This is a genomic window from Paracoccus pantotrophus, assembly GCF_008824185.1.
Classification (GTDB): domain Bacteria; phylum Pseudomonadota; class Alphaproteobacteria; order Rhodobacterales; family Rhodobacteraceae; genus Paracoccus; species Paracoccus pantotrophus.
The window spans coordinates 813,680-839,125 of the sequence record NZ_CP044423.1 but is presented as its reverse complement, the minus strand read 5'-3'; the positions used below and the strand labels follow the sequence as shown (position 1 = coordinate 839,125).

Here is a 25,446-nt window from a genome sequence, read left to right as displayed (position 1 = left end):
CTGGCATGCGGTTATTCGGGCAGTCTGGCGGCGTCGAAATCCGGGCCGGGCAGAAGCTCGACCCCGGCAGGGCCCATGCGGACCTCGACCCCCGCGTCCAGAAGACGCTGCTTGAGACCATCCACGGCCGAGAAATCCTTGCTGGCCTTGGCTTCTGCCCGCAACGCATTCATGCGCTCGGCCCAGGGCGACAGGTCGGGGCCCGCGGCGATCCAGCCGCCCAGCTCCTCGGTCAGCAGGCCCAGCATCCGGGCGCCGGCAAGCAGCCCGGGCGCATCGCCCTGCCCTGCCATCTCGTGCAAGGCCGCGATCGCCCCCGCGGTATTGAGGTCGTCGGCAAGCGCGGCCAGGACGGCGAGGGCCGGGCTTGGCGCGGGCTCGATGCCCGCGACAAGGCCGCGCCACTTGCGCAGCACCGCCTCGGCTTCGCGCGCCTTCTCGGCCGTCCAGTCCATCGGCTTGCGGTAATGCGTCGACAGCAGGACGAAGCGGATCACCTCGCCCGGAATGCCCTGGTCCAAGAGATCGCGGACGGTGAAGAAATTGCCCAGGGATTTGGACATCTTCCGGCCCTCGACCTGCAGCATCTCGTTATGCAGCCAGACGCGGGCGAAATCGCCATGCGGATGGGCGCAGCAGCTTTGCGCGATCTCGTTCTCGTGATGGGGGAATTGCAGGTCGATGCCGCCGGCATGGATGTCGAAGCTCTCGCCCAAAAGCTCGTAGGACATGGCCGAACATTCGATATGCCAGCCCGGACGGCCGCGTCCCCAGGGGCTGTCCCAGCCCGGCAATTCGTCGTCCGAAGGCTTCCACAGCACGAAATCCATCGGGTCTTCCTTGAAGGGCGCGACCTCGACGCGGGCGCCGGCGATCATGTCGTCTACCGAGCGCCCCGAAAGCTTGCCGTAATCGGCGTAACTCCGCACCCGGAACAGCACATGGCCGTCGCGCGCATAGGCATGGCCGCCGGCGACCAAGGTCTCGATCATGGCGATCATCTGGGCAATGTAATCGGTGGCGCGCGGCTCGTGATCGGGACGCTCGGCCCCCAGCGCGTCCATGTCGGCGTGATACCAGCCGATGGTTTCCCGCGTGCGCTCGCGGATCAGCGCCTCCAGCGTGCCGGGGGCGCCGGCCTCCTTGCGGGCCAGGGCGGCGGCGTTGATCTTGTCGTCCACGTCGGTGAAGTTGCGCACATAGGTGACATGGTCCGCGCCATGGACATGGCGCAAGAGCCGCACCAGCACGTCGATCACCACCACCGGCCGGGCATTGCCCAGATGCGCCCGGTCATAGACCGTCGGCCCGCAAAGATAGAGCCGCACATTCTGCGGGTCGATGGGCCGGAAAACCTCTTTCCGGCGCGTCCTGGTATTCGTCAGCCTGATCTCGACCATGACTTCCCCTTTGCGGGCGTCGTCAGGTCACGATGAACCGCCCGCCTGAATTTTCAGCCGGTAATGATGCAGCGGGTGGTGGCGGTTCCTGCCTTCATGCGCCCCGCCTTAACGCATTGTCTTGCCTATGCCAAGAGAGGCTGCAAAACTTGGTCCATGAGCCGCGAACTGGTCAACGAGATCTGTGCCGCACAGCCTGGGGCCGAGTGGTCGGATCCCTGGGGCGGCGGCCATGATTGCTGGAAGATCGGTGGCAAGACCTTTGCCGTGACCGGTGCAGTCGGCACCCATGTCTCGGTCAAGACCGACAGCACCGAGATGGCCGAGTTCCTGATCGAGACCGGCGTGGCCGAACGCGCGGCCTATCTGCATCGCAGCTGGGTGGCGCTGCCGCTCGATTCGGCCCCCGACGAGCTGGCGCATCGCATCCGCCATTCCTATCGGCTGGTGCGCGGCGCCCTGCCCAAGAAGGTGCAGGCCGCCCTGCCGCCCCTGTGACGAAAATGGCCGGCCCCGCGCAGGGGACCGGCCAGAGACGCAGGGCCGAGCGACTGGCCCCGCGCCGGAATCGCCCGGTGATCAGGCAGGAACCTGCGCGGCCAGCTGTTGCAGCAGGCCTTCCATCTGCTGGCAAAGCGCCGCTTCGGTGGTGTTCTGCTCCTTGGCGGCGTCTTCCAGCGTCCGCTCGACGCCCATGGCCGAGACGGTGCCTTCCTTGCCCTTGGCCTCGGCCGCATCGCCCTGGGCGCTGTCGCCCGCCGGGATCATCGCCAGCAGCTTGGTCTGGATCTCGACCGCCTTGCCGTCGATATGGCCCTGTTCCTGGCAATAGGCCAGGACGCCCAGCTGGTTGCGCGCGCTTTCATAGGCGGCGGCGCTGTCCTGGGCCGGCACGGCAGCGGGCGCCTCGGCCGTAGCCGGGGCCTCGGGGCGGCGGGCGCGGCCGGGGCCGCGTCTTGCGCCAGGGTCACGCCTGCGGTCAGGCCAAGGGCCAGGGCGGGCAGGATTGCGAAACGTGCGATCATCTCGATCTCCGTCTGTTGCGTGTGCCGGGACTGTGGCACGCCCCAGTCAGGGCCGCAAACCGGCTCGGCGGAATGCCGCGGCCGGTTTCACGCCGATCAGCGGAAAAGCACCAGCGAGCCGGGGGACCAACTCACATTCGCGCGGGTGCCGACATCCTGCACCTCGCGGCCGAAGACGTTGCGCATGGCGATCCGCACCGGCCGCACCTGGCCGTCGAAGCCCGCCGAGCCGTCCAGCCGCACGTCGTAATAGGTCATGTCGCCGTAATAGACGACCTCGTCGATCACCCCCTCGGCCACCCGGTTCGTGCCCTGCGCGCCGGGCGCCAGCAGCGACACCGCCTCGGGCCGGAAGCCGACCGAGGGGCCGTCGTCGCCGGGATCGGCACGGCTGACATTGGCCAGGGGAATATCGACGCGGCCCAGCCCCGGCGCCTCGATCTGCACGGCCTCGCCGGTCTCGCCCAGCACGCGGGCAGGCAGGAAGTTCATCACCCCGATGAAATTCGCCACCCGGCGGCTGGTCGGGCGGGCATAAAGCGCCTCGGGCCCGTCCATCTGGGCGATCTGGCCCTCGAACATCACCGCGATGCGGTCGGACATGACCAGCGCCTCCTCCTGGTCATGGGTGACAAGAACGAAGGTGATGCCGACCTGGCGCTGCAGCTTGATCAGCTCGACCTGCATCTGCTCGCGCATCTTGCGGTCCAGCGCCGAAAGCGGCTCATCGAGCAGCAGCACCTTGGGCTTGAGGATCAGCGCCCGCGCCAAGGCCACCCGCTGCCGCTGCCCCCCCGACAGCGCATGGCTGGCGCGGTTGCCATAGCCTTTCAGCCCGACCATCTCCAGCGCCTGCTCGACCGCCGCCGCCTTCTCGGCCCTGCTTCGCGGGTCGCGGCGCAGCCCGAAGCCCACGTTCTCGGCCACGGTCAGATGCGGGAAGATGGCATAGGACTGGAACACCATGTTCGTGGGCCGCCGGTTCGCCGGCACCTCCTGCATGTCCTGCCCGTCGATCAGCACGACGCCCGAGGAGATGTCCTCGAACCCGGCGATGGTGCGCAGAAGCGTGGTCTTGCCGCAGCCCGAGGGGCCCAGCAGCGAAAAGAACTCGCCCGAGCGGATGGTCAGGTCGATGCCGCGCAGCGCGTGATAATCGCCGTAATGCTTCTGCACCTGCCGGATCTCGATCATCGGCTTCGCCCCGGCCATGGCGGCGCGATGGGCGGCGGTGGTCTTGGGGCCCGGGTTTTGGGTGGTCACAGGAAGCCTCCGGTATCCTTGGCGCCGGTCTTCGCGATGCCGCGGCGGCGGAAATATTCGGCAATGGTCAGAAGCAGGATCGACATGAGCACCAGCACCGTCCCCAGCGCCATGATCATCGGGATCTGCTTGGGGAAACGCAGCTGGCTGAAGATATAGGTGGGCAGCGTCGGCTCGTTCCCGGCCAGGAAGAAGGCGATGATGAACTCGTCGAGGCTGATGGTGAAGCTCATCAGCAGGGACGAGATGATCCCCGGCATGACCAGCGGCAGGATCACCAGCCGAAAGGCGCTGATCCGCGTCTCGCCCAGGTCATAGGCCGCCTCCTCCAGCGAGCGGTCGAGCGAGTTGAAGGCGGTGGACAGGATCACCGTGGCATAGGGCATGCAGATCAGCGTATGGCCCAGGATCACCGTCAGGATGCTGAGCTGCACGCCCAGCGACAAAAGCACCACCAGAAGCGAGATCGAGACGATGATCTCGGGCAGCACCAGGGGCAGCATGATCAGCCCCATGATCGGCCCCTTGCCCGGAAAGGTGAAGCGGGTCGAGGCGCGGGCGGCGAATACGCCCAGGCAGGTCGCCAGGATCGAGGCGCTGACGGCGATGGTCAGCGAATTGGTCAGCGCCCGGCGCAGCGAGGCATTGCCCCACATCTGCGCGAACCATTCCGTGGTGAAGCCCCGCAGCGGAAAGGCGATGATCGTGCCCGAGTTGAAGGCGAAGATCGGCAAGAGCAGGATCGGCGCGTAAAGGAACAGCAGGTAGATCAGCGCATAGGCCCGCAGGCCCCCGCCCTTCATTGCCGCACCTTCAGGAAGCGGCGGTTCAGACCGATGAAGGCCAGGCTGATCACCGCCACGATCAGCATGGCCGTCACCGCCAGCGCCGAGCCCATCGGCCGGTTGTCCAGATCCAGCATCTGCGCCTGGATCATGTTGGCGATCATCGGGATCTTGCCGCCGCCGATCAGCGCCGGGGTGACATAGTCGCCGATGGTCGGGATGAAGACGATCAGCGCCGCCGCCACCACGCCGGGCATGGCCAAGGGCAGGGTGACGCGCCAGAAGGTCATGGCCCGGCTTTCGCCCAGGTCGCGCCCGGCTTCCAGAAGCGAGCGGTCGATCTTTTCCAGCGCGATGAAGATCGGCAGGATGGCGAAGGGCGCATAGGCATGGGCCAGCGTGATCACCATGGCGTTGACATTGTAGAGGATGAAGGTCAGCGGCTGCTCGATCAGCCCCAGCGTCTTGAGCCCCGAGTTGATGACGCCGTTATAGCCCAGGATCACCTTCCACAGGAACACCCGGATCAGGTAGCTGGTCCAGAACGGGATGGTGATGAGGAACAGCCACATGGCCTTTTTCTGCGGCGCGACGGCAAAGGACAGGAAATAGGCCACCGGAAAGGCCAGAACCACGGTGGCCAGCGTCACCAGCGCCGCCACCCCCAGCGAGCGCAGCATGATGCGGTGAAAGATCGGGTCGGCCCAGACGGTGCGGTAATTCTCCAGCGTGAACTCGCGGATCACCGTCAGGTAGCCGTCCTTGAAGAAGGAATAGGCCAGGATGGTCAGCAGGGGTGCTGCCAGCACCAGCACGGCATAGCCCAGCGGCGGCGCGATCAGGGTCAGGCCCTGAGCCGTCTGAGATCGGTTTCCTGACGCCATGCCCTGCCCTGTGAATCCCTGTCGCTTGGGGTGGCAGGTTTCCATATCCGCGCCGCGAGGAAAAGGGTTTTCCTGCGCTGCGGCGACCGTTACGCCGCCTGGAACTGCGCCGCCACCTCGCGCCGATGCGGCTGGGCGCGATGCTCGACCAGGTAGATCCCCTGCCAGGTGCCCAACTCCATCCGGCCGCGCACGACCGGGATCTGCAGGCTGACGGGCAGGATCGCGGCCTTCAGATGCGCGGGCATGTCGTCCGGCCCCTCGGCGCGATGCGTCAGGTAGCGCATAGACGGATGGTCGGCCGGCGGCGCGATGCGGTCGAGCCAGGCCAGCAGGTCGCGCTGCACGTCCGGATCGGCGTTCTCCTGCACCAGAAGCGAGCAGGAGGTATGGCGCACGAACAGCGTCACCACACCGTCCCTCGCGCCGATGCCGCGCAGCCAGGCCGCCACCTCGGCCGTGAAATCATGGCAGGCCGGCCCGCGGGTCGGGATGGTGAAGCTGGTCCTCAAGAGCGGCCTTCCCGCCAGGACGATTCCCGCCCTTTTTCAACCATGGGCTTCTCCGTTCCCCAAATACCCAATGAGCTATTCCGCCGCCTCGCCCGGTGCTTCCAGCGACTCGGCACCGTCATGGTCCAGCGCCAGCCGCTTTTGCGTGCGCGCGCCCAGGTCGCGCAGCATCTCGGCCTGGCGGATGACGTTGCCCGGCCCGCGGGTCAGCCGGTCCATGGCGGTGGCGTGGCTTTTCTGCGCCCGCTCCAGCGCGCTGCCCACATCCTCGACCGCCGAGACGAAACCGTGCAGCTTGTCGTAAAGCTGGCCGGCGCGGGCGGCGATGGCCATGGCATTGGATTCGCGCCGCTCGACCGTCCAGATGTGATCGACCGTGCGCAGCGTCAGCATCAAGGTGGTCGGCGTGGCCAGCCCGACGCGGTTCTCCATCGCGTGCCGCGCCAGGTCTGGATCGACGCGCAGCGCCTCGGAAAAGGCGCCCTCGACCGGGATGAACATCAGCACGTAATCGACCGAGCCCTCGTCGATCGCCTGATAGCCCTTGGCCGCCAGCCCGGCGACATGGGCGCGGACCGAGGCAACATGGCGGCGCAGCGCGGCGTCGCGGGTCGGCATGTCCTCGGCATTCACCGCCTCCTCATAGGCGTTCAGCGAGACCTTGCTGTCGATCACCAGAAGCTTCTTCTGCGGCATCTTCACGATCACGTCCGGCCGCCACAGCTTGCCGTCGGCGTCGCGGTGGCTCGCCTGCGTGTCGTAATGCGTGCCGGCGATCAGGCCGGAATCCTCAAGGATGCGCTCCAGGATCATCTCGCCCCAGGCGCCGCGCTTCTGGCTGTCGCCCTTCAGCGCCCGGGTCAGCGCCACCGCCTCGCGCGAGATGTCCTCGGAACGCTTGTGCAGGTATTCGATCTGCTCGCGCAGCCTTGCGCGTTCCTCGTCGGTGGCCTTGTTGCGGGCCTGAAGCTCGGTCTGGAAGCGGTGAACCTGGTCGCGAAAGGGCGTCAGCAGGGCCGACAATTGCTCGCCATGCGCCTTTTGCATCTCGCTGCCCTGGGATTTCAGCGTCTCGTTGGCCAGCAGGCGGAACTGGCCGGTCATCTCCTCGCGCAATTCGCGCAGGGTGGCGATGTCGCGCGCGGCCGCCTCGCGGTCCTTCTGCGCCGCCAGACGGGTTTCCGCCAGCTCGCGCTCCAGCCCCGAGACCTGCTGGCGTTCGCGGTGCAGCGCGTCGGTCAGCCCGTCGCGTTCCTCGACCAGTTCCTGCAGGCGCTGGCTCAGCGATTCCGCTCGCGTCTCCAGCCGGCTTACGGCCAGAAGCTGGTCGCGCAGCCCGGCCGTTTCGGCATCGAGCCGCGCCTGCAGCTCGGCCTCGCGCCGCCGGGCCAGCAGGGCAACCGCCTGGGCCGAACGCCGCGTTCGCCACAGCGCAACAAGGCAAAGCGCCAGCACCGCCAGCGCCGCGATCAACAGCAGCCGCAGATTGCCCGCATCCGCCAGCCATGCCTGCATTTTTTCCGCCTCGCCCATCGGCCCCTGCGCCTTGTCCCAACCGCGGTTTCGCGTCGCTTGCCGGGACTGTTCCCGTTTTTCCCCAAGAATGCAAGCGCGGCCCCCTTCCTTCGCCCCGGTTGCGCCCCTAGCCTTCGCCTGAAAACCGCAAGAGGAGATCAGGCATGGTCAAGACCGTCGCCGTCATGGTGGGCTCGCTCCGCAAGGATTCTCTCAACCATAAGCTGATGAAGGCATTGCAGAAACTGGCCGAGGGCCGGTTGCAGTTCCACCTGCTGCATATCGGCGATCTGCCGCATTACAATGAGGATCTCTGGGCCGAGCCACCCGAATCGGTGCTGCGGCTCAAGGACCGGATCGAGCATTCCGACGCGGTGCTGGCGATCACGCCGGAATACAACCGCAGCTATCCGGGCGTGATCAAGAACACCATCGACTGGGGCACCCGGCCCTATGGCCAGAACTCGTGGAAGGGCAAGCCCGCGGCCGTCACCGGCACCTCGCCCGGCGTGATCGGCGCGGCGCTGGCGCAGGCGCGGCTGAAAAACGACCTGGTCCATGTCGGCACGGTGATGATGAGCATGCCCGAGGCCTATATCCAGTGGAACGCCGATGCCTACGGCGCCGATGGCAGCGTCACCGACGAAAAGACCGCGAAATTCCTGCAAGGCTTCGTCGATTCCTTCGCGGACTGGATCGAAAAGCACGGCTGAGCCCGGCCGCAGGACGACAAAGGCCGCGCCCGAAAGCGCGGCCTTCTTGCGTTGATCGGCCGGTTACTGGTCCAGGAAGGACCGCAGCTTGCGCGACCGGCTGGGATGCTTGAGCTTGCGCAGCGCCTTGGCCTCGATTTGGCGGATGCGCTCGCGGGTGACGCTGAACTGCTGGCCGACCTCTTCCAGCGTGTGGTCGGTGTTCATGCCGATGCCGAAGCGCATGCGCAGCACCCGCTCCTCGCGCGGCGTCAGCGATGCCAGCACCCGCGTGGTGGTTTCCTTGAGGTTTTCCTGAATGGCGCTGTCCAAGGGCAGCACGGCATTCTTGTCCTCGATGAAATCGCCAAGCTGGCTGTCCTCCTCGTCCCCGATCGGGGTTTCGAGAGAAATCGGCTCCTTGGCGATCTTCATCACCTTGCGGACCTTTTCCAGCGGCATCTGCAGCTTTTCGGCCAGTTCTTCGGGCGTCGGCTCGCGGCCGATCTCGTGCAGCATCTGGCGGCCGGTGCGCACCAGCTTGTTGATCGTCTCGATCATGTGGACCGGGATGCGGATGGTCCGGGCCTGATCGGCGATGCTGCGCGTGATCGCCTGCCGGATCCACCAGGTCGCGTAGGTCGAGAACTTGTAGCCGCGGCGATACTCGAACTTGTCCACCGCCTTCATCAGGCCGATATTGCCTTCCTGAATGAGATCAAGGAATTGCAGGCCCCTGTTCGTGTATTTCTTGGCGATCGAGATCACCAGCCGCAGGTTCGCCTCGACCATTTCCTTCTTGGCCTGGCGCGATTCCTTCTCGCCGCGCTGGACCTGGCTGACGATGCGGCGGAACTCCTCGATATCGACGCCGACATGCTGGCCGACCATGGCCATCTCGGCGCGCAGGCTTTCCACCTGGGCGCGGGATTTCTCGAACAGCGCCTGCCAGCCGCGGCCCTTGTGCTGCATCATGCGCTCGACCCAGGTCGGGTCCAGCTCGCTGCCGCGATAGGCGTCGATGAACTCGCGCCGGTTGATGCGCGCGGCATCGGCCAGCTTCACCACGTTGGAATCGATGGTGACGATGCGGCGGTTGATGCCATAGATCTGGTCGACCAGCGCCTCGATGCGGTTGTTGTGCAGGTGCAGCTCGTTCACCAGCGCGACGATGCGCGAGCGCAGTTCCTGATAGGCGCTTTCCTGCGCGGCCGAGAAGGTGCCGTCCTCGTTCAGCGTCGCCGACATGCGGTTGTCCTGCATGTGCGACAGCTCCTCGTAGCCCCGCGCGATGGCCTCCAGCGTCTCCAGCACCTTGGGCTTCAGCGAGGCTTCCATCGCCGCCAGAGACAGGTTCTGGCCGTCGTCCTCGTCCTCGTCCTCCTCGCGGCCCATGGGGTTGCCGTCGGCGTCGAACTCCTCCTCGTCGCGCGCGGCACCGTTGGCCGCGGCGGGGCGGGCCTCGGTCGGCAGCACCTCCTCTTCCTCGCCATCCTCGTCCATCGAGCGGCCGAAGGTGGTCTCCAGGTCGATCACGTCGCGCAGCAGGATGTCCTCGTCCAGAAGCTCCTGGCGCCACATGGTGATGGCCTTGAAGGTCAGCGGGCTTTCGCAAAGCCCGGCGATCATGGTGTTGCGGCCGGCCTCGATGCGCTTGGCGATGGCGATCTCGCCCTCGCGCGACAGCAATTCGACCGAGCCCATCTCGCGCAGATACATGCGCACCGGGTCGTCGGTGCGGTCCAGCTTTTCCGTCTCGGCGGTGGCGACCGTCAGCTCACGCGAGCCCGAGCCGGTGGTGGTCAGCTCGCCGCCCGTTTCGGCCTCCTCGGCCTCCTCGTCGTTCTCGACCACGCGGATGTCCATTTCGGACAGCATGGACATGACGTCCTCGATCTGGTCGGAACTGACCTGTTCGGGCGGCAGGACGGCATTGAGCTGGTCATAGGTGATGAAGCCGCGTTCGCGCCCTTCGGCGATCATGCGCTTGACCGCGGCCTGCGACATGTCCAGCGAAGGATCGTCATCCTTGGCCTCGGGCTTCTGGTCTTCGTCGTTGGCTGCCATGCTGGCTCCCTTGAAGCGGTGATTCGCGAATCGGCGAATCGGGATCGGCTATCGGCCGGTTCTAGCGCGAATCGCAGGCGATTCAAAGCCTGCGAGCCGGCCTCGGCCGGGGTGATTCGGCGCAGGTGATTCGCGCGCCTTTCAGCGGCGCGGCTTGCGCCAGATCTCGTTCTTCAGCGCCGCATCGAGGATGGCCCGATAGGCGTCGCTGTCCTCGCCCAGGTCCGACAGGTCGGCCAGCGAGGGGTGGTCGGCCTGCTGGCGGGCACGGGCGGATTGCGCCATGCGCCAGGTCAGGCCCTCGTCCGCGAGCCCCTCGATCTCGGCCTCGGCACGGGCGATTTCCTCGCGCGCGGCACGGCGGGCCTCGATCCGGTCCAGGGCATTGGCAAGGATGCCGGCGGCGGCATCGCGGTCATGCGGGCGCAGGATCGCCGGGGCCGCCCTCACATGGGGGTCGGCCATGATGCTTTCAAGGGCGCGCTGCCCGGCCTGGGATTGCGTCCCCGACAAGAGATCGTGGACCAGCGCCGCGCGGTCCGCATCCTGCGGCTCCAGCCGTTCCAGCCGCGATTCGACCGGGGCGATCAGGCCGGGATGGGTGGCGCAGATCGCCAGCACCATGGCCTCGACCAGCGCCTCGGCCTGCTGCCCGTCCATGTCGGGCGAGGAAAGCCGCGAGGCCCGTGTCGGTGCCGTCGGCGCGACCGGCTGGAAGCGGGCGCCGCGCCCCCCTTGCCACTCGCGGCCCTGCCATTCGCGGGCGGGACGCGCGGGCGCGGGGGCATCGGCGCGGCGGCGGTTGCCGAACAGCTCCCATTTCAGGTTGCGCAGCACGGCGTGGTAATGGTCGCGGGTGTCCTTGTCGGGGATCTTGGCCACCGCCTCGGCAAGGGCCTTGTCCAGCGCCGCGCGGCGCTCGGGGCTGTCGAAGACCCGCCCCTCGGTCTCGCGCCGCCACAGCAGGTCGACCAGCGGCCGCGCCTCGTCCAGCACGGCGCCCATCGCCCCTGCCCCGCGGGCGCGGATCAGGTCGTCCGGGTCCAGCCCCTGCGGCAGGAAGGCAAAGCGCAGCGCCTGCCCCGGCCCGGTCATCGGCAGCGCCAGGTCGATCAGCCGCATCGCCGCGCGCAGGCCCGCCTCGTCGCCATCGAGCGCGATCACCGGCTCGGGCGAGATGCGCCACATCAGCCGCAGCTGGTCCTCGGTGATCGCGGTGCCCAGCGGCGCCACGGCGCCCTCGAAACCCGCCCGGACCAGGGCGATCACGTCCATGTAGCCCTCGGCCACCACCAGCGGCCTGCCCTTGGCCACCGCCGCCCGCGCCGGGCCGATATTGTAGAGGTTGCGGCCCTTGTCGAAGAGCGGCGTCTCGGGGCTGTTGAGGTATTTCGCCCGCGCGTTCGGGTCCATCGCCCGGCCGCCGAAGGCGATGCAGCGCCCGCGCCCGTCGCGGATCGGAAAGGTGATGCGGCCACGGAAGCGGTCGAAGGGCGCACCGCCCTCGTCGGGCTTGGCCGCCAGCCCGGCCTCGACGATCAGAGCCTCGGCGATGCCCTTGGCACGCAAGGCGTTGAACAGGCCCTGCCGCTGGTCGGGGGCGAAACCGATGCCAAAGGCTTCGCAGGCGGCCTCGTCCAGCCCGCGCCGGGCCAGATAGGCCCGCGCCGCCTCGGCCGGGCCCATGCCCAGCTGCATGCGGAACCAGCGCACCGCCTGCTCCATCACCTCGACCAGTTCGGTGCGGCGGTCGGCGCGCTGCACCTGACGCGGGTCGCGCTCGGGCATCGGCAGGCCGGCCTCGGCGGCCAGCAGCTCGACCGCCTCGATGAAGCCCAGCCCCTCGGCCTCGCGCAGGAAGGTCAGCGCGTCGCCCTTGGCGTGGCAGCCGAAGCAGTAATAGAAGCCTTTCTGGTCGTCGACATGGAAGGAGGCGGTCTTTTCGCCGTGAAAGGGACAGGGCGCCCACCAGTCGCCCTTGGCCTGATTCGAGCGGCGCAGATCCCAGACCACCTTGCGCCCGATGACGCGTGACAAAGGCACGCGGGCGCGGATCTCGTCAAGGAATTGCGGCGGAAGGCTCATGCCGCCTTATATCGGATCACGCCGGCCGGTTGCAAAGGGTCATGCACCGACCGCGCCGCGCACCAGTTCGCGATAGACCGCGACCACCCGCTCCTGGTCCAGCCGCCCGCCCTCGCGGTACCAGTTGGTGACGCCGGTCAGCATGGCGATCAGCGCCATGGTGGCCAGCCGGGTATCGGGCACGGCCATGGTGCCCTCGGCCTCGCCGGCGATCAGGATCGCCTCCAGCGCATCCTCGTAGCGACGGCGCAGGGCCGCGATTTCGGCACGGTTTTCCGGCGTCAGGTTGCGCAGCTCCATATAGGACAGGAACACCGCCTCGGGGCGCTCCAGGCTGGTCTGGATGTGAAAGCGCAGGAACGCCTCCAGCCGGTCGAGCGCCGGCCGGGCCGGATCGTCGCGCCAGGCGGCCAGCAACTCCTCCATATGCACCCGCAGCAGGTCGGCCAGGAGCGCCTGCTTGTCGGCGGTATAGCTGTAAAGCGTGCCGACCTGCACGCCGACCTCGGCCGCGATCTGGCGCATCGAGACGGCGGCATAGCCGTGGCGCGCAAACAGCCTGCGCGCGGCGTCGCGGACCAGCGGTCCGGTGATCTCTGCCCTTGAGCCCTGGGTTCTTGCCATGTCGTCTTCTAGGCGGCGAGCCGCGGCAAGGTAAAGAGCGCATCTTGCCCCCGCCGCCCCGCCGGGCCTATGGTCCGGCGCATGAAGACATGGGGGAACGGCATGGGGCGGATCTGGGGCGGGCGGATCTGGGGCGCGCTGGCGCTGGCAAGCCTGGCCGCATGCGGCGACATGGTGGGCGACTATCCCGAACTGATGCCGACCGACCGGCTGCTGGCCGAACCGGCCCTGCCCGGCCATGCCGCCGATGCCGCCCGCGACCCCGCGGCGGCGGGCGGCGCGCTGGATGCGCGCGGCCGCTCCCTTGCCGCCCGCGCCGGCACCGCGCCGGCGGCGGGCGACGCCGCCTTGCAGCGCCGCGCCGAGGCCCTGCACGCCCGCGCCAGGGCCCTGTCGCAGCAATCCCCGGCCGAGGACTGCCCCGAGGGCAGCACCGACTGCGCGCCGAACTGAGGAGAATGCCATGCCGGTCATCACCTGCATCGAGGATCTGAAGGCGATCTACCGCCGGCGCGTGCCGCGCATGTTCTACGACTATGCCGAAAGCGGCAGCTATACCGAAAGCACCTTCCGCGAGAACTGCTCGGACTTCCAGCGCATCAAGCTGCGCCAGCGCGTCGCGGTGGACATGACCGGACGGACGACGGAAAGCACCATGGTCGGGCAAAGGGTCGCCATGCCGGTGGCCCTGGCCCCGGTCGGCATGACCGGCATGCAATGCGCCGATGGCGAGATCAAGGCGGCGCGGGCCGCGAAAGCCTTTGGCGTGCCCTTCACGCTTTCGACCATGTCGATCTGCTCGATCGAGGACGTGGCCGAGGCGGTGCAGGCGCCGTTCTGGTTCCAGCTTTACGTCATGCGCGACCAGGAATTCCTGGAGGCGATCATCGAGCGGGCCCGGCGCGCCCATTGCTCGGCGCTGGTGCTGACGCTGGACCTGCAGATCCTGGGCCAGCGCCACAAGGATCTGAAGAACGGGCTATCCGCCCCGCCGCGGCTGACCCTGCCGGTGCTGCTGGACCTGGCGACGAAATGGCGCTGGGGCATCGAGATGCTGCAAACGAAGCGCCGCTTTTTCGGCAATATCGTCGGCCATGCCAAGGGGGTGGGCGACCCCTCGTCTCTGGTCGCCTGGACGGCCGAGCAGTTCGACCCGCAGCTCGACTGGGGCAAGATCGCCCGCATCCGCGACCTCTGGGGCGGCAAGCTGATCCTCAAGGGCATCAACGACCCCGAGGACGCCCGCATGGCCGCGGATTTCGGCGCCGATGCGATCATCGTCAGCAACCATGGCGGCCGGCAGCTCGACGGCGCGGTCAGTTCCATCCGCATGCTGCCCGAGATCGTCAAGGCGGTGGGCGACCAGGTCGAAATCCATCTCGACAGCGGCATCCGCTCGGGCCAGGACGTGTTGAAGGCGCTGGCCATGGGGGCGCATGCCACCCATATCGGCCGCGCCTTCATCTATGGGCTGGGTGCCATGGGCGAGACCGGCGTGACCCGCGCGCTGGAGGTGATCCAGAAGGAACTGGACATCACCATGGCGCTCTGCGGCGAGCGGGACGTGAAGAACCTGGGCCGCCACAACCTGCTGGTGCCGCAGGATTTCCTGCAAGCCTGGGGCTAGGCGGCCGGATCAGGGCGCCGGATCGGGCCGGGTCTGTTCGCCTTGCCCCCGCGTCCTTTCCTTGCCGAATCCGGGGATCCGCAACCGGCCCAGAAGCATCGCGGCCAGGGTCGGCAGGCCGACGGCGAACAGCATCAGCTCGCCCAGGTGCTCGAAGCCCAGCAGGCGGGCCAGATGCAGCGCCATGACATGCATGAAATAGATCATGGCCGAGATCGGATCGAGCCGGATCGGCGGCTGCGGCATGGCCGTGCCCAGCACCGCCACGAACAAGGCCGGCGCCGCGACGTAAGAGCTGATCGGGATGTCCAGCATCACCTGGTCGCTGCGCCAGGCCTGCACCAGCCAGGCCTCGGCCATCAGCAGCCCGGCCCCGGCGGCGGTGGCAGCCAGCGCCAGCCGGCGCGGCGGCAGCCCCTGCAGCCCCAGCCGGGCCACGCGGCGGCCGCAGAGATAGCCGATGGCCACGAAGGGAAAGCACATGAACAGGCCGTTCGAGAATTTCTTCACCCCGATCTGCATGATCCCGGACAGGGCGACATATTGCAGAACCAGCCCGATCGCGGCGCAGACCGCCGCCGCCGCCAGCAGGATGCGGTATTCATAGGCCGGCGCGACCCTGCGGGCAAAGCCGCGCAACAGCAGAACCACCGCCCCGGCAACCAGGATGCCGGCCATGAACCACAGGTGGAAATAGCCCCAGGCCAGGGTCTTGAGCAGCGAGACGAGCCCATGCACCTGATCCATCCAGAAAGGCAGATAGACCGCCATCCAGAACAGGTAGAGCGCCGCCACGCGGGCCAGCCACTTGTTGCCCTTGCCGCGCGCCACCGCCGAATAGAGGAAATAGCCCGCCACGATGCAGAAGGTCGGCACCATCACCCGCATCAGCCCGTTGCCGATCATGAACAGCTGCGGCGTCATATGCGACTGCAGCCAGTAGGTATGGGCAAAGGCCACCAGGACCGCCAGTCCCAGCTTCAGATAGTCCAGCGAATGAATCCGATGCAACGCGAAAACCCCGACCCGCACTGGAGCAAGCTTTGCAACCAGCGAGGACGATCTGACAAGCATTTTCCCCGCGGCATGCAACTGTTTTTTCGCTTCACATCCGAATGACGTCGCGCTATAGGCGCGGCTTCGGCCATGCACCCTTGGAGGATGGCCGCGAACCGTAACCAAAGGAATACCATCATGGCCAAAGAGATCCCGGATCTGGTGGCCGAGGCACGCGCGGGGACAGGCAAGGGGGCCGCCCGCCAAGCTCGCCGCGAAGGCAAGGTGCCCGGCATCGTTTATGGCGACGGCAAGGAGCCGCAGCCCATCCAAATCGAGTTCAACTCGCTGCTGACCAAGCTGCGCGCCGGCCGCTTCATGTCCACGCTGTGGAACCTGAAGATCGACGGCCAGGACGACGTGCGCGTCGTCTGCCGCGGCGTCCAGCGCGACGTGGTGAAAGACCTGCCGACGCATATCGACTTCATGCGCCTGCACCGCAACACCCGCGTGAACCTGTTCATCCACGTGAACTTCGAGAACCACGACGCCGCCCCCGGCCTCAAGCGCGGCGGCACGCTGGTCGTGGTGCGCCCCGAGGTCGAGCTGGTCGTGACCGCCTCGGACATCCCCGAGCAGATCACCGTGGACCTGACCGGCCGCCAGATCGGCGACACCATCCACATCAACGACGTGGTGCTGCCGGCCGGCGTGAAGCCGACCATCGACCGCAACTTCGTCATCGCCAATATCGCCGCGCCCTCGGGCCTGCGCTCGGCCGATAACGAGGAAGCTGCGGCTGCCGAAGGCGAGGCCGCCGAGGCCTGATTGCGGGCCGAGGCCGGACAGAATCGGGCGGCACCCCTGCGGGCGCCGCCCTTTCTCTTGCCGTCATGGCCCGCGATTGCTAGGAGATCGCGCCTGACGCGAAGGGGAAACGCATGGAACCGATCCATATCATCGGCGCCGGTCTTGCCGGCTCCGAGGCCGCCTGGCAGATCGCCCGCGCCGGCCTGCCGGTGGTGTTGCACGAGATGCGGCCCCAGGTCGCCACCTTTGCTCACCGCACCGGCGATTGCGCCGAGATGGTCTGCTCGAACAGCTTCCGCTCGGATGACGACCGCATGAACGCCGTGGGCCAGTTGCATTGGGAGATGCGGGCGGCGGGCGGGCTGATCATGGCCATGGCCGCCCGCCACCGCCTGCCCGCCGGTGGCGCATTGGCCGTGGACCGCGACGCCTTCTCGCAGGCGGTGACCCAGGCGCTGCAGGCCGAGCCGCTGGTCAGCTTCCAGCCCGGCGAGATCCGCGAATTGCCGACGGAGGGCCGCTGGATCGTCGCCACCGGCCCGCTGACCTCCGAGGCGCTCGGCCAGTCGATCCGCGGCCTGACCGGGGAAGGCTCGCTGGCCTTCTTCGACGCCATCGCCCCCATCGTCCATGCCGAGAGCATCGACATGTCGATCTGCTGGCGGCAAAGCCGTTACGACAAGGGCGAGACCGAGGCAGAGCGCACCGCCTATATCAACTGCCCGATGACGCGCGAGGATTACGAGGGCTTCATCGACGCCCTGCTCGCCGCCGACAAGACCGAGTTCCACGAGGGGGAAACGGCCGGCTATTTCGACGGCTGCCTGCCGATCGAGGTCATGGCCGAGCGCGGCCGCGAAACCCTGCGCCACGGCCCCATGAAGCCCGTGGGCCTGACCAATGCCCATAACCCGGCCGAAAAGCCCTATGCCGTGGTGCAGCTGCGCCGCGACAATGCGCTGGGGACGCTCTACAATATCGTCGGCTTCCAGACAAAGATGAAATATGGCGCGCAAATAGATGTTTTCCGGCGCATTCCCGGATTGCAGGACGCCAGATTCGCCCGTCTGGGCGGCATCCACCGCAACAGCTTCCTGAACTCACCGCGGCTGATCGACGACCGGCTGCGGCTGCGCGCGCGCCCGAACCTGCGCTTCGCCGGCCAGGTGACGGGGGTCGAGGGCTATGTGGAATCCGCCGCCATGGGCCTCTTGGCCGGGCGCATGGCCGCGGCCGAGGCACTGGGGCGCGACCTGCCGCCGCCGCCCGCCACCACCTCGATGGGCGCGCTGGTCAACCACATCACCGGCGGCGCGGATGCCAAGACCTTCCAGCCGATGAACGTGAACTTCGGCCTCTACCCGCCGCTGGACGCGATGCGCGGCGGCCGCAAGGGGCGCAAGGACCGCTACCCAGCCTATACCGACCGCGCAAAAGCCGATTTCCAGCAATGGCTTGCAGGACAATCTTGAACCGGACGCGCTTCGCCCCCTCGCCGACCGGTCCCTTGCATCTGGGCCATGCCTTCGCGGCCCTGACCGCCGCGCGGCTGGCCGATCCCGGCCAGTTCCTGCTGCGCATCGAGGATATCGACCAAGGCCGCTGCCGCCCGGAATACGAGGCGCTGATCGCCGAGGATCTGCGCTGGCTGGGCCTGGACTGGCCGCGGCCGGTCATGCACCAGTCCCAGCGCCTGCCCGCTTATCAAGCTGCGCTCGAACGGCTTTCGGCGCTGGGCCTGACCTATCCCTGCCGCTGCCGCCGCGCCGATATCCGCGCCGCGCTCTCGGCCCCGCAAGAGGGCGCGGCGCCGCGGATCGGTCCCGACGGCCCGGTCTATCCTGGCACCTGCCGCCAGCGCCGCATGGCCGATGCCGGAACTGATGACGCCATCCGCCTGGATGCGGCGCGGGCGCTGGACCAGCTAGGCCTCGACGAGATCGCCTTTCTCGACGAGAACGTCGCCCCCGGCCGGCCGCACCAGTTGTCGGCGCAGGATTTCATCGCCGGCATCGGCGATGTGGTGCTGGCGCGGCGCGGCATGGGGACCAGCTATCATCTTGCGGTGGTGGTGGATGATGCCGCGCAAGACATCACCCTGGTCACGCGCGGAAAAGATCTTCTGGATTCAACGTGGATCCATGTCGTCCTTCAGAAACTGCTGGAACTGCCGACACCACGCTATCATCACCACCGGCTGATCCGCGACGAGCAGGGCAAGCGGCTGGCCAAGCGCGACGACGCGCGGGCGCTGAAGCTTTTCCGCGACGAGGGCGTCAGCGCCGAACAGATCCGTCAATCCCTGGGGATCTGAGGCGCCATGATGACAACCTCCTCTCCCCCGCGGATGGCGGTATAAAAGCAGCTGCGCCGGTTGGTGTGGCAGGCCGGCCCGGCCTGGTCCACCAACAAAAGCAGGCAGTCGCGGTCGCAATCCACCCGCAGCTCGACCAGCTTCTGCACATGGCCCGAACTCTCGCCCTTGACCCAGAAGCCCTGGCGCGAGCGCGACCAATAGGTGACACGGCCCGTCTCCAGCGTCCGTTGCACGGCCTCGGCATTCATCCAGGCCATCATCAGCACCTCGCCGCTCTGATGATCCTGCGCAATGGCGGGAATCAGGCCCTTCGCGTCATATTTCAGGCTGGCAGGGTCGAACATCGGCTTTCCTTTCGGGCTTGCCGTCCCTATCTAGACCGGGCGGCAGCAAGGGAAAAGACCATGTCCGACAGCGACCTGATGCAGCTCTATTCCCGGCGCATCTTGGCGCTGGCCTCGGATATCCCGCATCTGGGCAAGCTCGACCATGCGACGGGCAGCGCGCATCGCCGTTCGCCGCAATGCGGCTCCTCGGTGACGGCGCATGTGGCGATGCAGGACGGCCGCATCGCCGATTTCGCGCAGGAGGTGCGGGCCTGCGCCCTGGGCCAGGCCTCGGCCGGGGTGCTGGGCCGCACCGCGCTTGGCCGCTCGCGCGACGAAATCGCGCGCGCCCGCGACGAACTGCAGGCCATGCTAAAAGCTGACGGTCCCGCCCCCGCCGCCCCCTTCGACGAACTGGAGGCCCTGCTGCCCGCCCGCGAATTCCCCAACCGCCATGCCTCGATCCTGCTGGCCTGGGAGGCGCTGCTCGGCGCCATCGACGCCTCGCCGGCCTGATTTTCACCGTTTCCCAAATACCCCCCGCCGGAGGCACCTGCCGGCGCAACCGGCACATGCGCCCGGACAAAGAAAAGCCGGCCCGCAGGGGACCGGCAGTTGCGCGCATGATCGTCCGGGGGAAGGTTACGGCCCCAGGCGAAGGGCCGTCGATTGCGCGGGGCAGTAAGGGATCAGGCCGCCAGGATCGAGGGCAGCGAAAACAGGATGATCGCGGTCACCGAAATCGCGACGGTGCCAAGCAGGTCAGAGAGGGATTGGCGGGTCATGGGTCTCTCCAAGGTTCGTTTATGCTTTGTTCTCATGAGCGGCGAACAAAGTAAAGAACTTTTTAAGAACATCATGCGAACATCTAGCCGGCGCTGATCAGCCGGATGGCGCGGTCCTGCTCCATCAGCCACAGAAGCAGCCGCACGGCCTGGCCGCGCTCGCTTTCCATGGCCGGGTCGCGCTCCAGGAAGTTCTGCGCATCCTTGCGCGCCAGCGCCATCAGCCCGGCCTGGCGTTCCAGGTCGGCGATGCGGAACCGCGGCAGGCCGGATTGCGCGGTGCCGATCACGTCGCCGGCGCCGCGCATCGCCAGGTCTTCCTCGGCGATGCGGAAACCATCCTCGGTCTCGCGCAGGATGGTCAGCCGCCGTCGGCCGGTCTCGGACAGCGGCTCGTGATACATCAGCAGGCAGCTTGACGCGCCCGAGCCGCGCCCGACCCTGCCGCGCAGCTGGTGCAGCTGCGCCAGGCCGAAGCTTTCGGCGCGCTCGATCACCATGATCGTCGCCTCGGGCACGTCGACGCCGACCTCGATCACCGTGGTCGCGACCAGGATGCGCGCCCGGCCGGCGGCGAAATCGGCCATGGCCGCATCGCGCTCCTCGGCCGGCATCTGGCCATGGACCAGCCGCACCTGATCGCCGAACCGCGCCCGCAACTCCTGGAAGCGCGCCTCGGCCGCGGTCAGGTCGATGGCCTCGCTTTCCTCGACCAGCGGGCAGACCCAATAGGCCCGCGCCCCGCCCTCGAGCGCCCGGGCCAGATGCGCCACCACCTCGGCCATGCGCGCATCCGAGATCACCGTGGTGCGGATCGGCTGCCGCCCGGCGGGCTTTTCGTCCAGCACCGACAGGTCCATGTCGCCGAATTGCGCCAGCGCCAAGGATCGCGGGATCGGCGTTGCCGTCATCACCAGCATATCGGGCGGCAGATGCCCGCCCTTGGCGCCCAGTTCCATGCGCTGGTTGACGCCGAAGCGGTGCTGCTCGTCGACGATGGCCAGCCGCAGGTCGTGGAACGCGACCGATTTCTGGATCACCGCATGGGTGCCGACCAGGATGTCGATCCGCCCTTCGGCGAGGTCGGTCAGGATATTGGCACGGGCATCGCCCTTGTCGCGGCCGGTCAGCGCCTCCAGCCGGATGCCGGCCAGCCGCGCCAGCCGCTCCAGCGCGCGGAAATGCTGGCGGGCGAGGATCTCGGTCGGGGCCATCAGCACACCCTGCCCCCCCGCCTCGACCGCGACCAGCAGCGCGAGGAAGGCGACCAGCGTCTTGCCGGCGCCGACATCGCCCTGGAGCAGCCGGTTCATCCGTCGCGGCACGGCCATGTCGGCGGCGATCTCCTCGACCGCGCGGCGCTGCGCCCCGGTCGGCGGCCAGGGCAGCCCGGCCAGCACCCTAGCGCGCAGATGCCCGTCCCCCTGCGTGGCCAACCCGGCCTGCCGCCGCCGGTCGCGGCGCAAGAGCGCCAGCGTCATCTGATGCGCAAGCAGCTCGTCATAGGCCAGCCGCGCCCGGGCCGGATCGGTCGGCGACAGGCCGGCCGGCCCTTCCGGCGCATGGGCGCGGGCCAGCGCCGCGGCCCAGGCCGGCCAGCCCTCGCGCGCCAGGACCGAGGCGTCGATCCATTCCCCCGCCGGCGGCAGCCGCCCCATCGCCACCTGCACCGCCTTTTGCACCACGCCCTGCGTCAGCCGGCCCGAGAGCGGATAGACCGGCTCGAAATCCGGCGGCGGATCCGTGCCTTCGGCGCCGATATGGTCGGGATGCACCATCTGCGCCATGCCGTCGAACAGCTCGATCTTGCCGGAAACCAGCCGCCGCGCGCCCAAAGGCAGCTGGCTTTCGATCCAGTCCTTGCGCGGATGGAAAAAGACCAGCTGCAGATCGGCGCTGCCGTCCGAGCAATGCACCCGCCAGGGCCGGCCCTTGGCCGTGGGCGGGCTGTGGCGCTGCACGGTGATCGCCACGGTGACGATCTCGGGCGGGCGGGCCTCGGTCAGGCAGGCGATCGGGCGGCGGCGGATGCCGGAATGCGGCAGGGTCAGGATCAGGTCGCGCAGCCGCGTCACGCCCATCTGGGCAAAGGCCTCGGCCGCGCGCGGGCCGACGCCCGGCAGGGTCTCGACACCCGCGAACAGCGGAAACAGCGCCGGCGGGCGGCCCGGCGTCACCCCTGGGCGATCGCCAGCCATTCGTCCTCGTCGATGACCTTGATGCCCAGTTCGGCGGCCTTCTTCGCCTTCGACCCGGCGCCGGGGCCGGCGATCAGCAGGTCGGTCTTGGCCGAGACCGAGCCCGCGACATGGGCGCCAAGCGCCTCGGCCCGCGCCTTGGCCTCGGCCCGCGTCATCTTTTCCAGCGTGCCGGTAAAGACCAGGGTCTTGCCGGTGATGGCGCTGTCGGCGGCACGCTTCTCGGGCGGCAGCACGGTCAGAAAGCCGAGCAGCCGGTCGATCGCCGCCCGCTCGCGCGCATTGGCGAAGGCGTCCGACAGCGACATGGCCAGCACCGGGCCGATGCCGTCGGCGGCGATCAGCCCGGCCCAGGCCGCACTGGCCTCGGGCGGCAGATCGACCTGCGCCAGCGCGGCGGCGCGCGCCTCGGACGGCCGGGCGCGGCGGCCCTCGGCCTGCGCGGCCGCGCGCTCGGCCTGAGCCGCATCCTCGGCCAGGCGATGCGCCACAGCCGCCGGGCGCGCGGTGTCGAGCGCCGCCTCCAGCGCCTCCCAGCTGCCGTAATGGCGGGCGAGATCCTGCGCCGCGACCTCACCGACATGACGGATGCCAAGAGCGAAAAGCAGCCGCGCGAACGGGATCTCGCGGCGTTTCTCGATGGCCTGGAACAGGCTGGCGGCGCTTTTCTCGCCCCAGCCCTCGCGGTTTTTCAACTGCTTGGGCTGGCCGGGGCCGTAGCGGTCCTGCAAGGTGAAGATGTCGGCCGGTTCGGCGATCCAGCCATCGCGGAACAGCTCCTCGACCAGCTTGGCGCCCAGCCCCTCGATGTCAAAGGCGGCGCGCGAGACGAAATGGCGCAGCTTCTCGACCGCCTGGGCCGGGCAGATCAGCCCGCCGGTGCAGCGCCGGACCGAATCGCCCTCTTCCCTTATGGCGGGCGAGCCGCATTCCGGGCAGGTCTCGGGGAAGGCGTAGGGCACGGACTCGGGCGGGCGCTTGGCCAGGTCCACGTCCGCGACCTTGGGGATCACGTCGCCGGCGCGATAGACCTCAACCCAGTCGCCGATGCGGATGTCCTTGCCGCCGCGGATCTCGCTGCCGTCGGCGCCGCGGCCGGCGATGTAATCCTCGTTATGCAGGGTGGCGTTCGAGACGACGACGCCGCCCACCGTCACCGGATGCAGCCGCGCCACCGGGCTCAGCGCGCCGGTGCGGCCGACCTGGATGTCGATGGCTTCCAGCCGGGTCCAGGCGCGCTCGGCCGGGAACTTGTGCGCCAGGGCCCATCGCGGCGTGGTCGAGCGCATGCCGAGCCGTGCCTGATAGCCCAGATCGTTGACCTTATACACCACGCCGTCGATGTCATAGCCCAAGGTCGCGCGCATCTGTTCGATCTCGGTCCAGGCGGCCAGCATGTCCTGCACCGAGCCGCAGATCCGGGTCAGCGGATTGGTCTGGAAGCCGAAATCCCGCATCCGCCGCACCGCTTCCATCTGCGTGTCGGCAAAAGGCGCGCTGACCTCGCCCCAGGCATAGGCAAAGAAGCGCAGCGGCCGGGCCGCCGTCACATTGGGATCGAGCTGGCGCAGCGAGCCCGCCGCCGCATTGCGCGGGTTGGCAAAGACCCGGCCGCTGTCGGACTGGTTCAGCTTCTCGAAATCCGCATGCGACATGTAGACCTCGCCGCGGATCTCCAGAATTTCGGGCCAGCCGTCGCCGGCAAGCTGGCCGGGGATGTCTGCAATGGTGCGGGCATTGGCGGTCACGTTCTCGCCCACCGCACCGTCGCCGCGGGTCGCGGCCTGGACCAGCCGCCCGCCTTCGTAGCGCAGCGACAGCGACAGCCCGTCGATCTTGGGCTCGGCGGTGATCTCCAGCGGCGCGCCCGAAGCCAGGTTGAGGAAAGAGCGCACCCGCTGCACGAAGGATTCGACATCGCCCTGGGTGAAGCCATTTTCCAGCGACAGCATCGGCAGGCGATGCGGGATCTTGGCAAAGCGCGTATCGGGCGCGGCGCCGACCTGCTCGGTCGGGCTGCCGGGATGGGCAAGCTGGGGGAAACGCGCCTCGATCTCCTCGAGCCGACGCTTGCGGTCGTCGTATTCGGCATCGCTGATGAAGGGCGCGTCTTCCTGGTAATAGGCCAGGTTCGCCCGCGCCACCTCGTCGCTCAGCCGGGCATGCTCGGCCGCGGCGGCCTCGGCGTCCAGGCTCGAAACGGGCGGCAAGGCCGCCGCCGGCACTGCCGGCTCCCCCGCGGGAGCCGTCCGATCCTCGTCATCTCCGGCCATCTGCCCTCCGCCTTCTGCCGGCCCCGTGGGCCGTGATCTGCGCAGCAGGTGATACCGGGGCGAAGGCGGGATTGTCCAGCGCCGGCCCCACGGCGTTGCGCGACCCCGACGCCCGCGACGCTCAGGCGCGCAGGGCCATGCGCTCGGGATTCTGCATCTCGGAGGCGGGATCGCGCAGGACATAGCCGCGACCCCAGACCGTCTCGATATGGCTTTCGCCGTTCATCGCCGCCGCCAGCTTCTTGCGCAGCTTGCAGACGAAGACGTCGATGATCTTCAACTCGGGCTCGTCCATGCCGCCGTAAAGGTGGTTCAGGAACATCTCCTTGGTCAGCGTCGTGCCCTTGCGCAGGCTCAGCAGTTCCAGGATCTGATATTCCTTGCCGGTCAGGTTGACCGCGCGCCCGCCCACCTCGACCGAGCGCGCGTCCAGGTTCACCACCATCTCGCCGGTGCGGATCACCGACTGGCTGTGGCCCTTGGAGCGGCGGATGATGGCCTGGATGCGGGCGACCAACTCGTCGCGGTTGAAGGGCTTGGTCATGTAGTCGTCGGCGCCGAAGCCGAAGCCGCGCAGCTTGCTTTCGGTGTCGTCCGAGCCGGTCAGAATCAGGATCGGCGTGTCGATGCGCGACATGCGGATCTGGCGCAGCACCTCCATCCCGTGCATGTCCGGCAGGTCCAGGTCCAGCAGGATCAGGTCGTAATCATAGAGCTTGGCAAGGTCGATGCCCTCCTCGCCCATGTCGGTGCGATAAACGTTATAACTCGCGTTCATCAGCATCAGCTCGATGCTGCGCGCCGTGGTCGGATCATCCTCGACCAGAAGGATTCGCATGTCATTTCCCCTTGCTAACCAGGCTACTGGCAAAACCTCCCAGCAAAAGGTTAATATCACGTTACCGGTTTATTTATCAAATTTGTCTCAACTTATGGTTGCCGAAATTTTTGCATATGCGTGATTTTCAACGCATTGCGACCGTGCTGGCGAAAGGCGCGGGCCCAGGCGTCGAACTCTTCCTCGGTCAGGCCATAGCGGCGAATCGCCTCGTCCCGCGTCAGAAGACCGTAATGCACCGCATCGACCACCGCCGCCTTGCGGCTGGCCACCCAGCGGGTCTGCGGCTGGGGCAGATCGGCCTGGGTCAGGATGCTGCCATCGGGCAGGATCGCGGTGCGCAGACCGGGCGTTTTCTTCAAAAACATCGGCAAGTCCCTGTTCTCTCTGCCTCCTTGTCGCGCAAACTTCTTAAGCCCCGGTG

At 67.8% G+C, this 25,446-nt stretch carries 24 protein-coding genes; 8 read left to right on the top strand and 16 right to left on the bottom strand.

The genetic code is table 11. The features are described 5' to 3' along the window. Positions 1-11 precede the first annotated feature (11 nt). Complete coding sequence (cysS, locus tag ESD82_RS04045; RefSeq protein ID WP_147428927.1) at positions 12-1,400, bottom strand: cysteine--tRNA ligase; 1,389 nt, start codon at positions 1,398-1,400, stop codon at positions 12-14. Positions 1,401-1,556: 156 nt separating this feature from the next. On the opposite strand from cysS, the gene ESD82_RS04040 reads away from it, so the two are divergent. Then, positions 1,557-1,898 carry an MmcQ/YjbR family DNA-binding protein gene (locus tag ESD82_RS04040; protein WP_024844493.1) on the top strand — a complete coding sequence of 114 codons (342 nt, stop codon included), beginning with the start codon at positions 1,557-1,559 and terminating at the stop codon, positions 1,896-1,898. 81 nt (positions 1,899-1,979) lie between these two features. Here ESD82_RS04040 and ESD82_RS04035 read toward each other — a convergent pair whose 3' ends face one another. From ESD82_RS04035 to rmuC, 6 genes are all read right to left on the bottom strand, one after another. Further along, the gene (locus ESD82_RS04035; protein ID WP_244314449.1) at positions 1,980-2,294 is read right to left on the bottom strand and encodes a pore-forming ESAT-6 family protein; all 315 of its coding nucleotides are present in this window, start codon (positions 2,292-2,294) and stop codon (positions 1,980-1,982) included. Between the two features lie 227 nt (positions 2,295-2,521). Further along, positions 2,522-3,619: an ABC transporter ATP-binding protein gene (locus ESD82_RS04030; protein ID WP_177209321.1), complete on the bottom strand. Its 1,098-nt coding sequence runs from the start codon at positions 3,617-3,619 to the stop codon at positions 2,522-2,524. Between the two features lie 65 nt (positions 3,620-3,684). Continuing rightward, a complete protein-coding gene (locus ESD82_RS04025) occupies positions 3,685-4,491 on the bottom strand; it encodes an ABC transporter permease (RefSeq protein ID WP_024844490.1) in 807 nt (268 codons plus the stop codon). After that, positions 4,488-5,357 (bottom strand): ABC transporter permease, encoded by an 870-nt coding sequence (locus tag ESD82_RS04020; protein ID WP_024844489.1) that lies wholly within the window; start codon positions 5,355-5,357, stop codon positions 4,488-4,490. The genes ESD82_RS04025 and ESD82_RS04020 overlap by 4 nt, the downstream gene beginning before the upstream one ends. 89 nt (positions 5,358-5,446) lie before the next feature. Continuing rightward, positions 5,447-5,869 (bottom strand): secondary thiamine-phosphate synthase enzyme YjbQ, encoded by a 423-nt coding sequence (locus ESD82_RS04015; protein WP_147428928.1) that lies wholly within the window; start codon positions 5,867-5,869, stop codon positions 5,447-5,449. Between the two features lie 75 nt (positions 5,870-5,944). Further along, the gene (gene rmuC, locus ESD82_RS04010) at positions 5,945-7,384 is read right to left on the bottom strand and encodes a DNA recombination protein RmuC (RefSeq protein ID WP_244314448.1); all 1,440 of its coding nucleotides are present in this window, start codon (positions 7,382-7,384) and stop codon (positions 5,945-5,947) included. A gap of 164 nt (positions 7,385-7,548) precedes the next feature. Between rmuC and ESD82_RS04005 the strand changes: the two genes are divergently transcribed. Next, complete coding sequence (locus ESD82_RS04005; RefSeq protein ID WP_147428930.1) at positions 7,549-8,097, top strand: NADPH-dependent FMN reductase; 549 nt, start codon at positions 7,549-7,551, stop codon at positions 8,095-8,097. A gap of 63 nt (positions 8,098-8,160) precedes the next feature. On the opposite strand, the gene rpoD is transcribed toward ESD82_RS04005, so the two are convergent. The 3 genes from rpoD to ESD82_RS03990 form a co-directional block, all read right to left on the bottom strand. After that, positions 8,161-10,143 carry an RNA polymerase sigma factor RpoD gene (gene rpoD / locus ESD82_RS04000; protein ID WP_024844485.1) on the bottom strand — a complete coding sequence of 661 codons (1,983 nt, stop codon included), beginning with the start codon at positions 10,141-10,143 and terminating at the stop codon, positions 8,161-8,163. A gap of 141 nt (positions 10,144-10,284) precedes the next feature. Then, entirely contained in the window at positions 10,285-12,228 is a 1,944-nt protein-coding gene (gene dnaG / locus ESD82_RS03995) for a DNA primase (protein WP_147428931.1), read from the bottom strand. A gap of 39 nt (positions 12,229-12,267) precedes the next feature. After that, on the bottom strand, positions 12,268-12,852 hold the full coding sequence (locus tag ESD82_RS03990; RefSeq protein ID WP_024844483.1) for a TetR/AcrR family transcriptional regulator: 585 nt from the start codon (positions 12,850-12,852) through the stop codon (positions 12,268-12,270). 81 nt (positions 12,853-12,933) lie between these two features. Here ESD82_RS03990 and ESD82_RS03985 point away from each other — a divergent pair, with 81 nt between their 5' ends. Next, entirely contained in the window at positions 12,934-13,305 is a 372-nt protein-coding gene (locus tag ESD82_RS03985) for a hypothetical protein (protein ID WP_231486734.1), read from the top strand. A 10-nt stretch (positions 13,306-13,315) separates the two neighbouring features. Further along, positions 13,316-14,479, top strand: a complete 1,164-nt coding sequence (locus ESD82_RS03980) for an alpha-hydroxy acid oxidase (RefSeq protein ID WP_147428932.1) — start codon at positions 13,316-13,318, stop codon at positions 14,477-14,479. A 9-nt stretch (positions 14,480-14,488) separates the two neighbouring features. Here ESD82_RS03980 and ESD82_RS03975 read toward each other — a convergent pair whose 3' ends face one another. After that, the gene (locus tag ESD82_RS03975) at positions 14,489-15,490 is read right to left on the bottom strand and encodes an acyltransferase family protein (protein WP_024844480.1); all 1,002 of its coding nucleotides are present in this window, start codon (positions 15,488-15,490) and stop codon (positions 14,489-14,491) included. 183 nt (positions 15,491-15,673) lie between these two features. Between ESD82_RS03975 and ESD82_RS03970 the strand changes: the two genes are divergently transcribed. The 3 genes from ESD82_RS03970 to gluQRS all read left to right on the top strand — a co-directional run bounded on the left by ESD82_RS03970 (position 15,674) and on the right by gluQRS (position 18,599). Further along, complete coding sequence (locus tag ESD82_RS03970) at positions 15,674-16,303, top strand: 50S ribosomal protein L25/general stress protein Ctc (RefSeq protein WP_024844479.1); 630 nt, start codon at positions 15,674-15,676, stop codon at positions 16,301-16,303. A 113-nt stretch (positions 16,304-16,416) separates the two neighbouring features. Next, positions 16,417-17,757 carry a methylenetetrahydrofolate--tRNA-(uracil(54)-C(5))-methyltransferase (FADH(2)-oxidizing) TrmFO gene (gene trmFO, locus ESD82_RS03965; RefSeq protein WP_147428933.1) on the top strand — a complete coding sequence of 447 codons (1,341 nt, stop codon included), beginning with the start codon at positions 16,417-16,419 and terminating at the stop codon, positions 17,755-17,757. Continuing rightward, positions 17,736-18,599 carry a tRNA glutamyl-Q(34) synthetase GluQRS gene (gluQRS, locus tag ESD82_RS03960; protein WP_147428934.1) on the top strand — a complete coding sequence of 288 codons (864 nt, stop codon included), beginning with the start codon at positions 17,736-17,738 and terminating at the stop codon, positions 18,597-18,599. The genes trmFO and gluQRS overlap by 22 nt, the downstream gene beginning before the upstream one ends. Here the strand turns inward: gluQRS and hisI are convergent. Beyond that, positions 18,581-18,946 (bottom strand): phosphoribosyl-AMP cyclohydrolase, encoded by a 366-nt coding sequence (gene hisI / locus ESD82_RS03955; protein WP_024844476.1) that lies wholly within the window; start codon positions 18,944-18,946, stop codon positions 18,581-18,583. The genes gluQRS and hisI overlap by 19 nt on opposite strands. Before the next feature lie 60 nt (positions 18,947-19,006). Here hisI and ESD82_RS03950 point away from each other — a divergent pair, with 60 nt between their 5' ends. Further along, positions 19,007-19,444 (top strand): iron-sulfur cluster assembly scaffold protein, encoded by a 438-nt coding sequence (locus ESD82_RS03950; protein ID WP_024844475.1) that lies wholly within the window; start codon positions 19,007-19,009, stop codon positions 19,442-19,444. Between the two features lie 352 nt (positions 19,445-19,796). On the opposite strand, the gene recG is transcribed toward ESD82_RS03950, so the two are convergent. The 4 genes from recG to sciP form a co-directional block, all read right to left on the bottom strand. Next, complete coding sequence (gene recG, locus ESD82_RS03945; protein ID WP_147428935.1) at positions 19,797-21,911, bottom strand: ATP-dependent DNA helicase RecG; 2,115 nt, start codon at positions 21,909-21,911, stop codon at positions 19,797-19,799. Beyond that, the gene (gene ligA, locus ESD82_RS03940; protein WP_147428936.1) at positions 21,887-24,184 is read right to left on the bottom strand and encodes an NAD-dependent DNA ligase LigA; all 2,298 of its coding nucleotides are present in this window, start codon (positions 24,182-24,184) and stop codon (positions 21,887-21,889) included. The genes recG and ligA overlap by 25 nt, the downstream gene beginning before the upstream one ends. A 121-nt stretch (positions 24,185-24,305) precedes the next feature. Beyond that, the gene (ctrA, locus tag ESD82_RS03935) at positions 24,306-25,022 is read right to left on the bottom strand and encodes a response regulator transcription factor CtrA (RefSeq protein ID WP_024844472.1); all 717 of its coding nucleotides are present in this window, start codon (positions 25,020-25,022) and stop codon (positions 24,306-24,308) included. A 92-nt stretch (positions 25,023-25,114) separates the two neighbouring features. Next, positions 25,115-25,390, bottom strand: a complete 276-nt coding sequence (gene sciP / locus ESD82_RS03930) for a CtrA inhibitor SciP (RefSeq protein ID WP_147428937.1) — start codon at positions 25,388-25,390, stop codon at positions 25,115-25,117. Between the last annotated feature and the right edge of the window lie 56 nt (positions 25,391-25,446).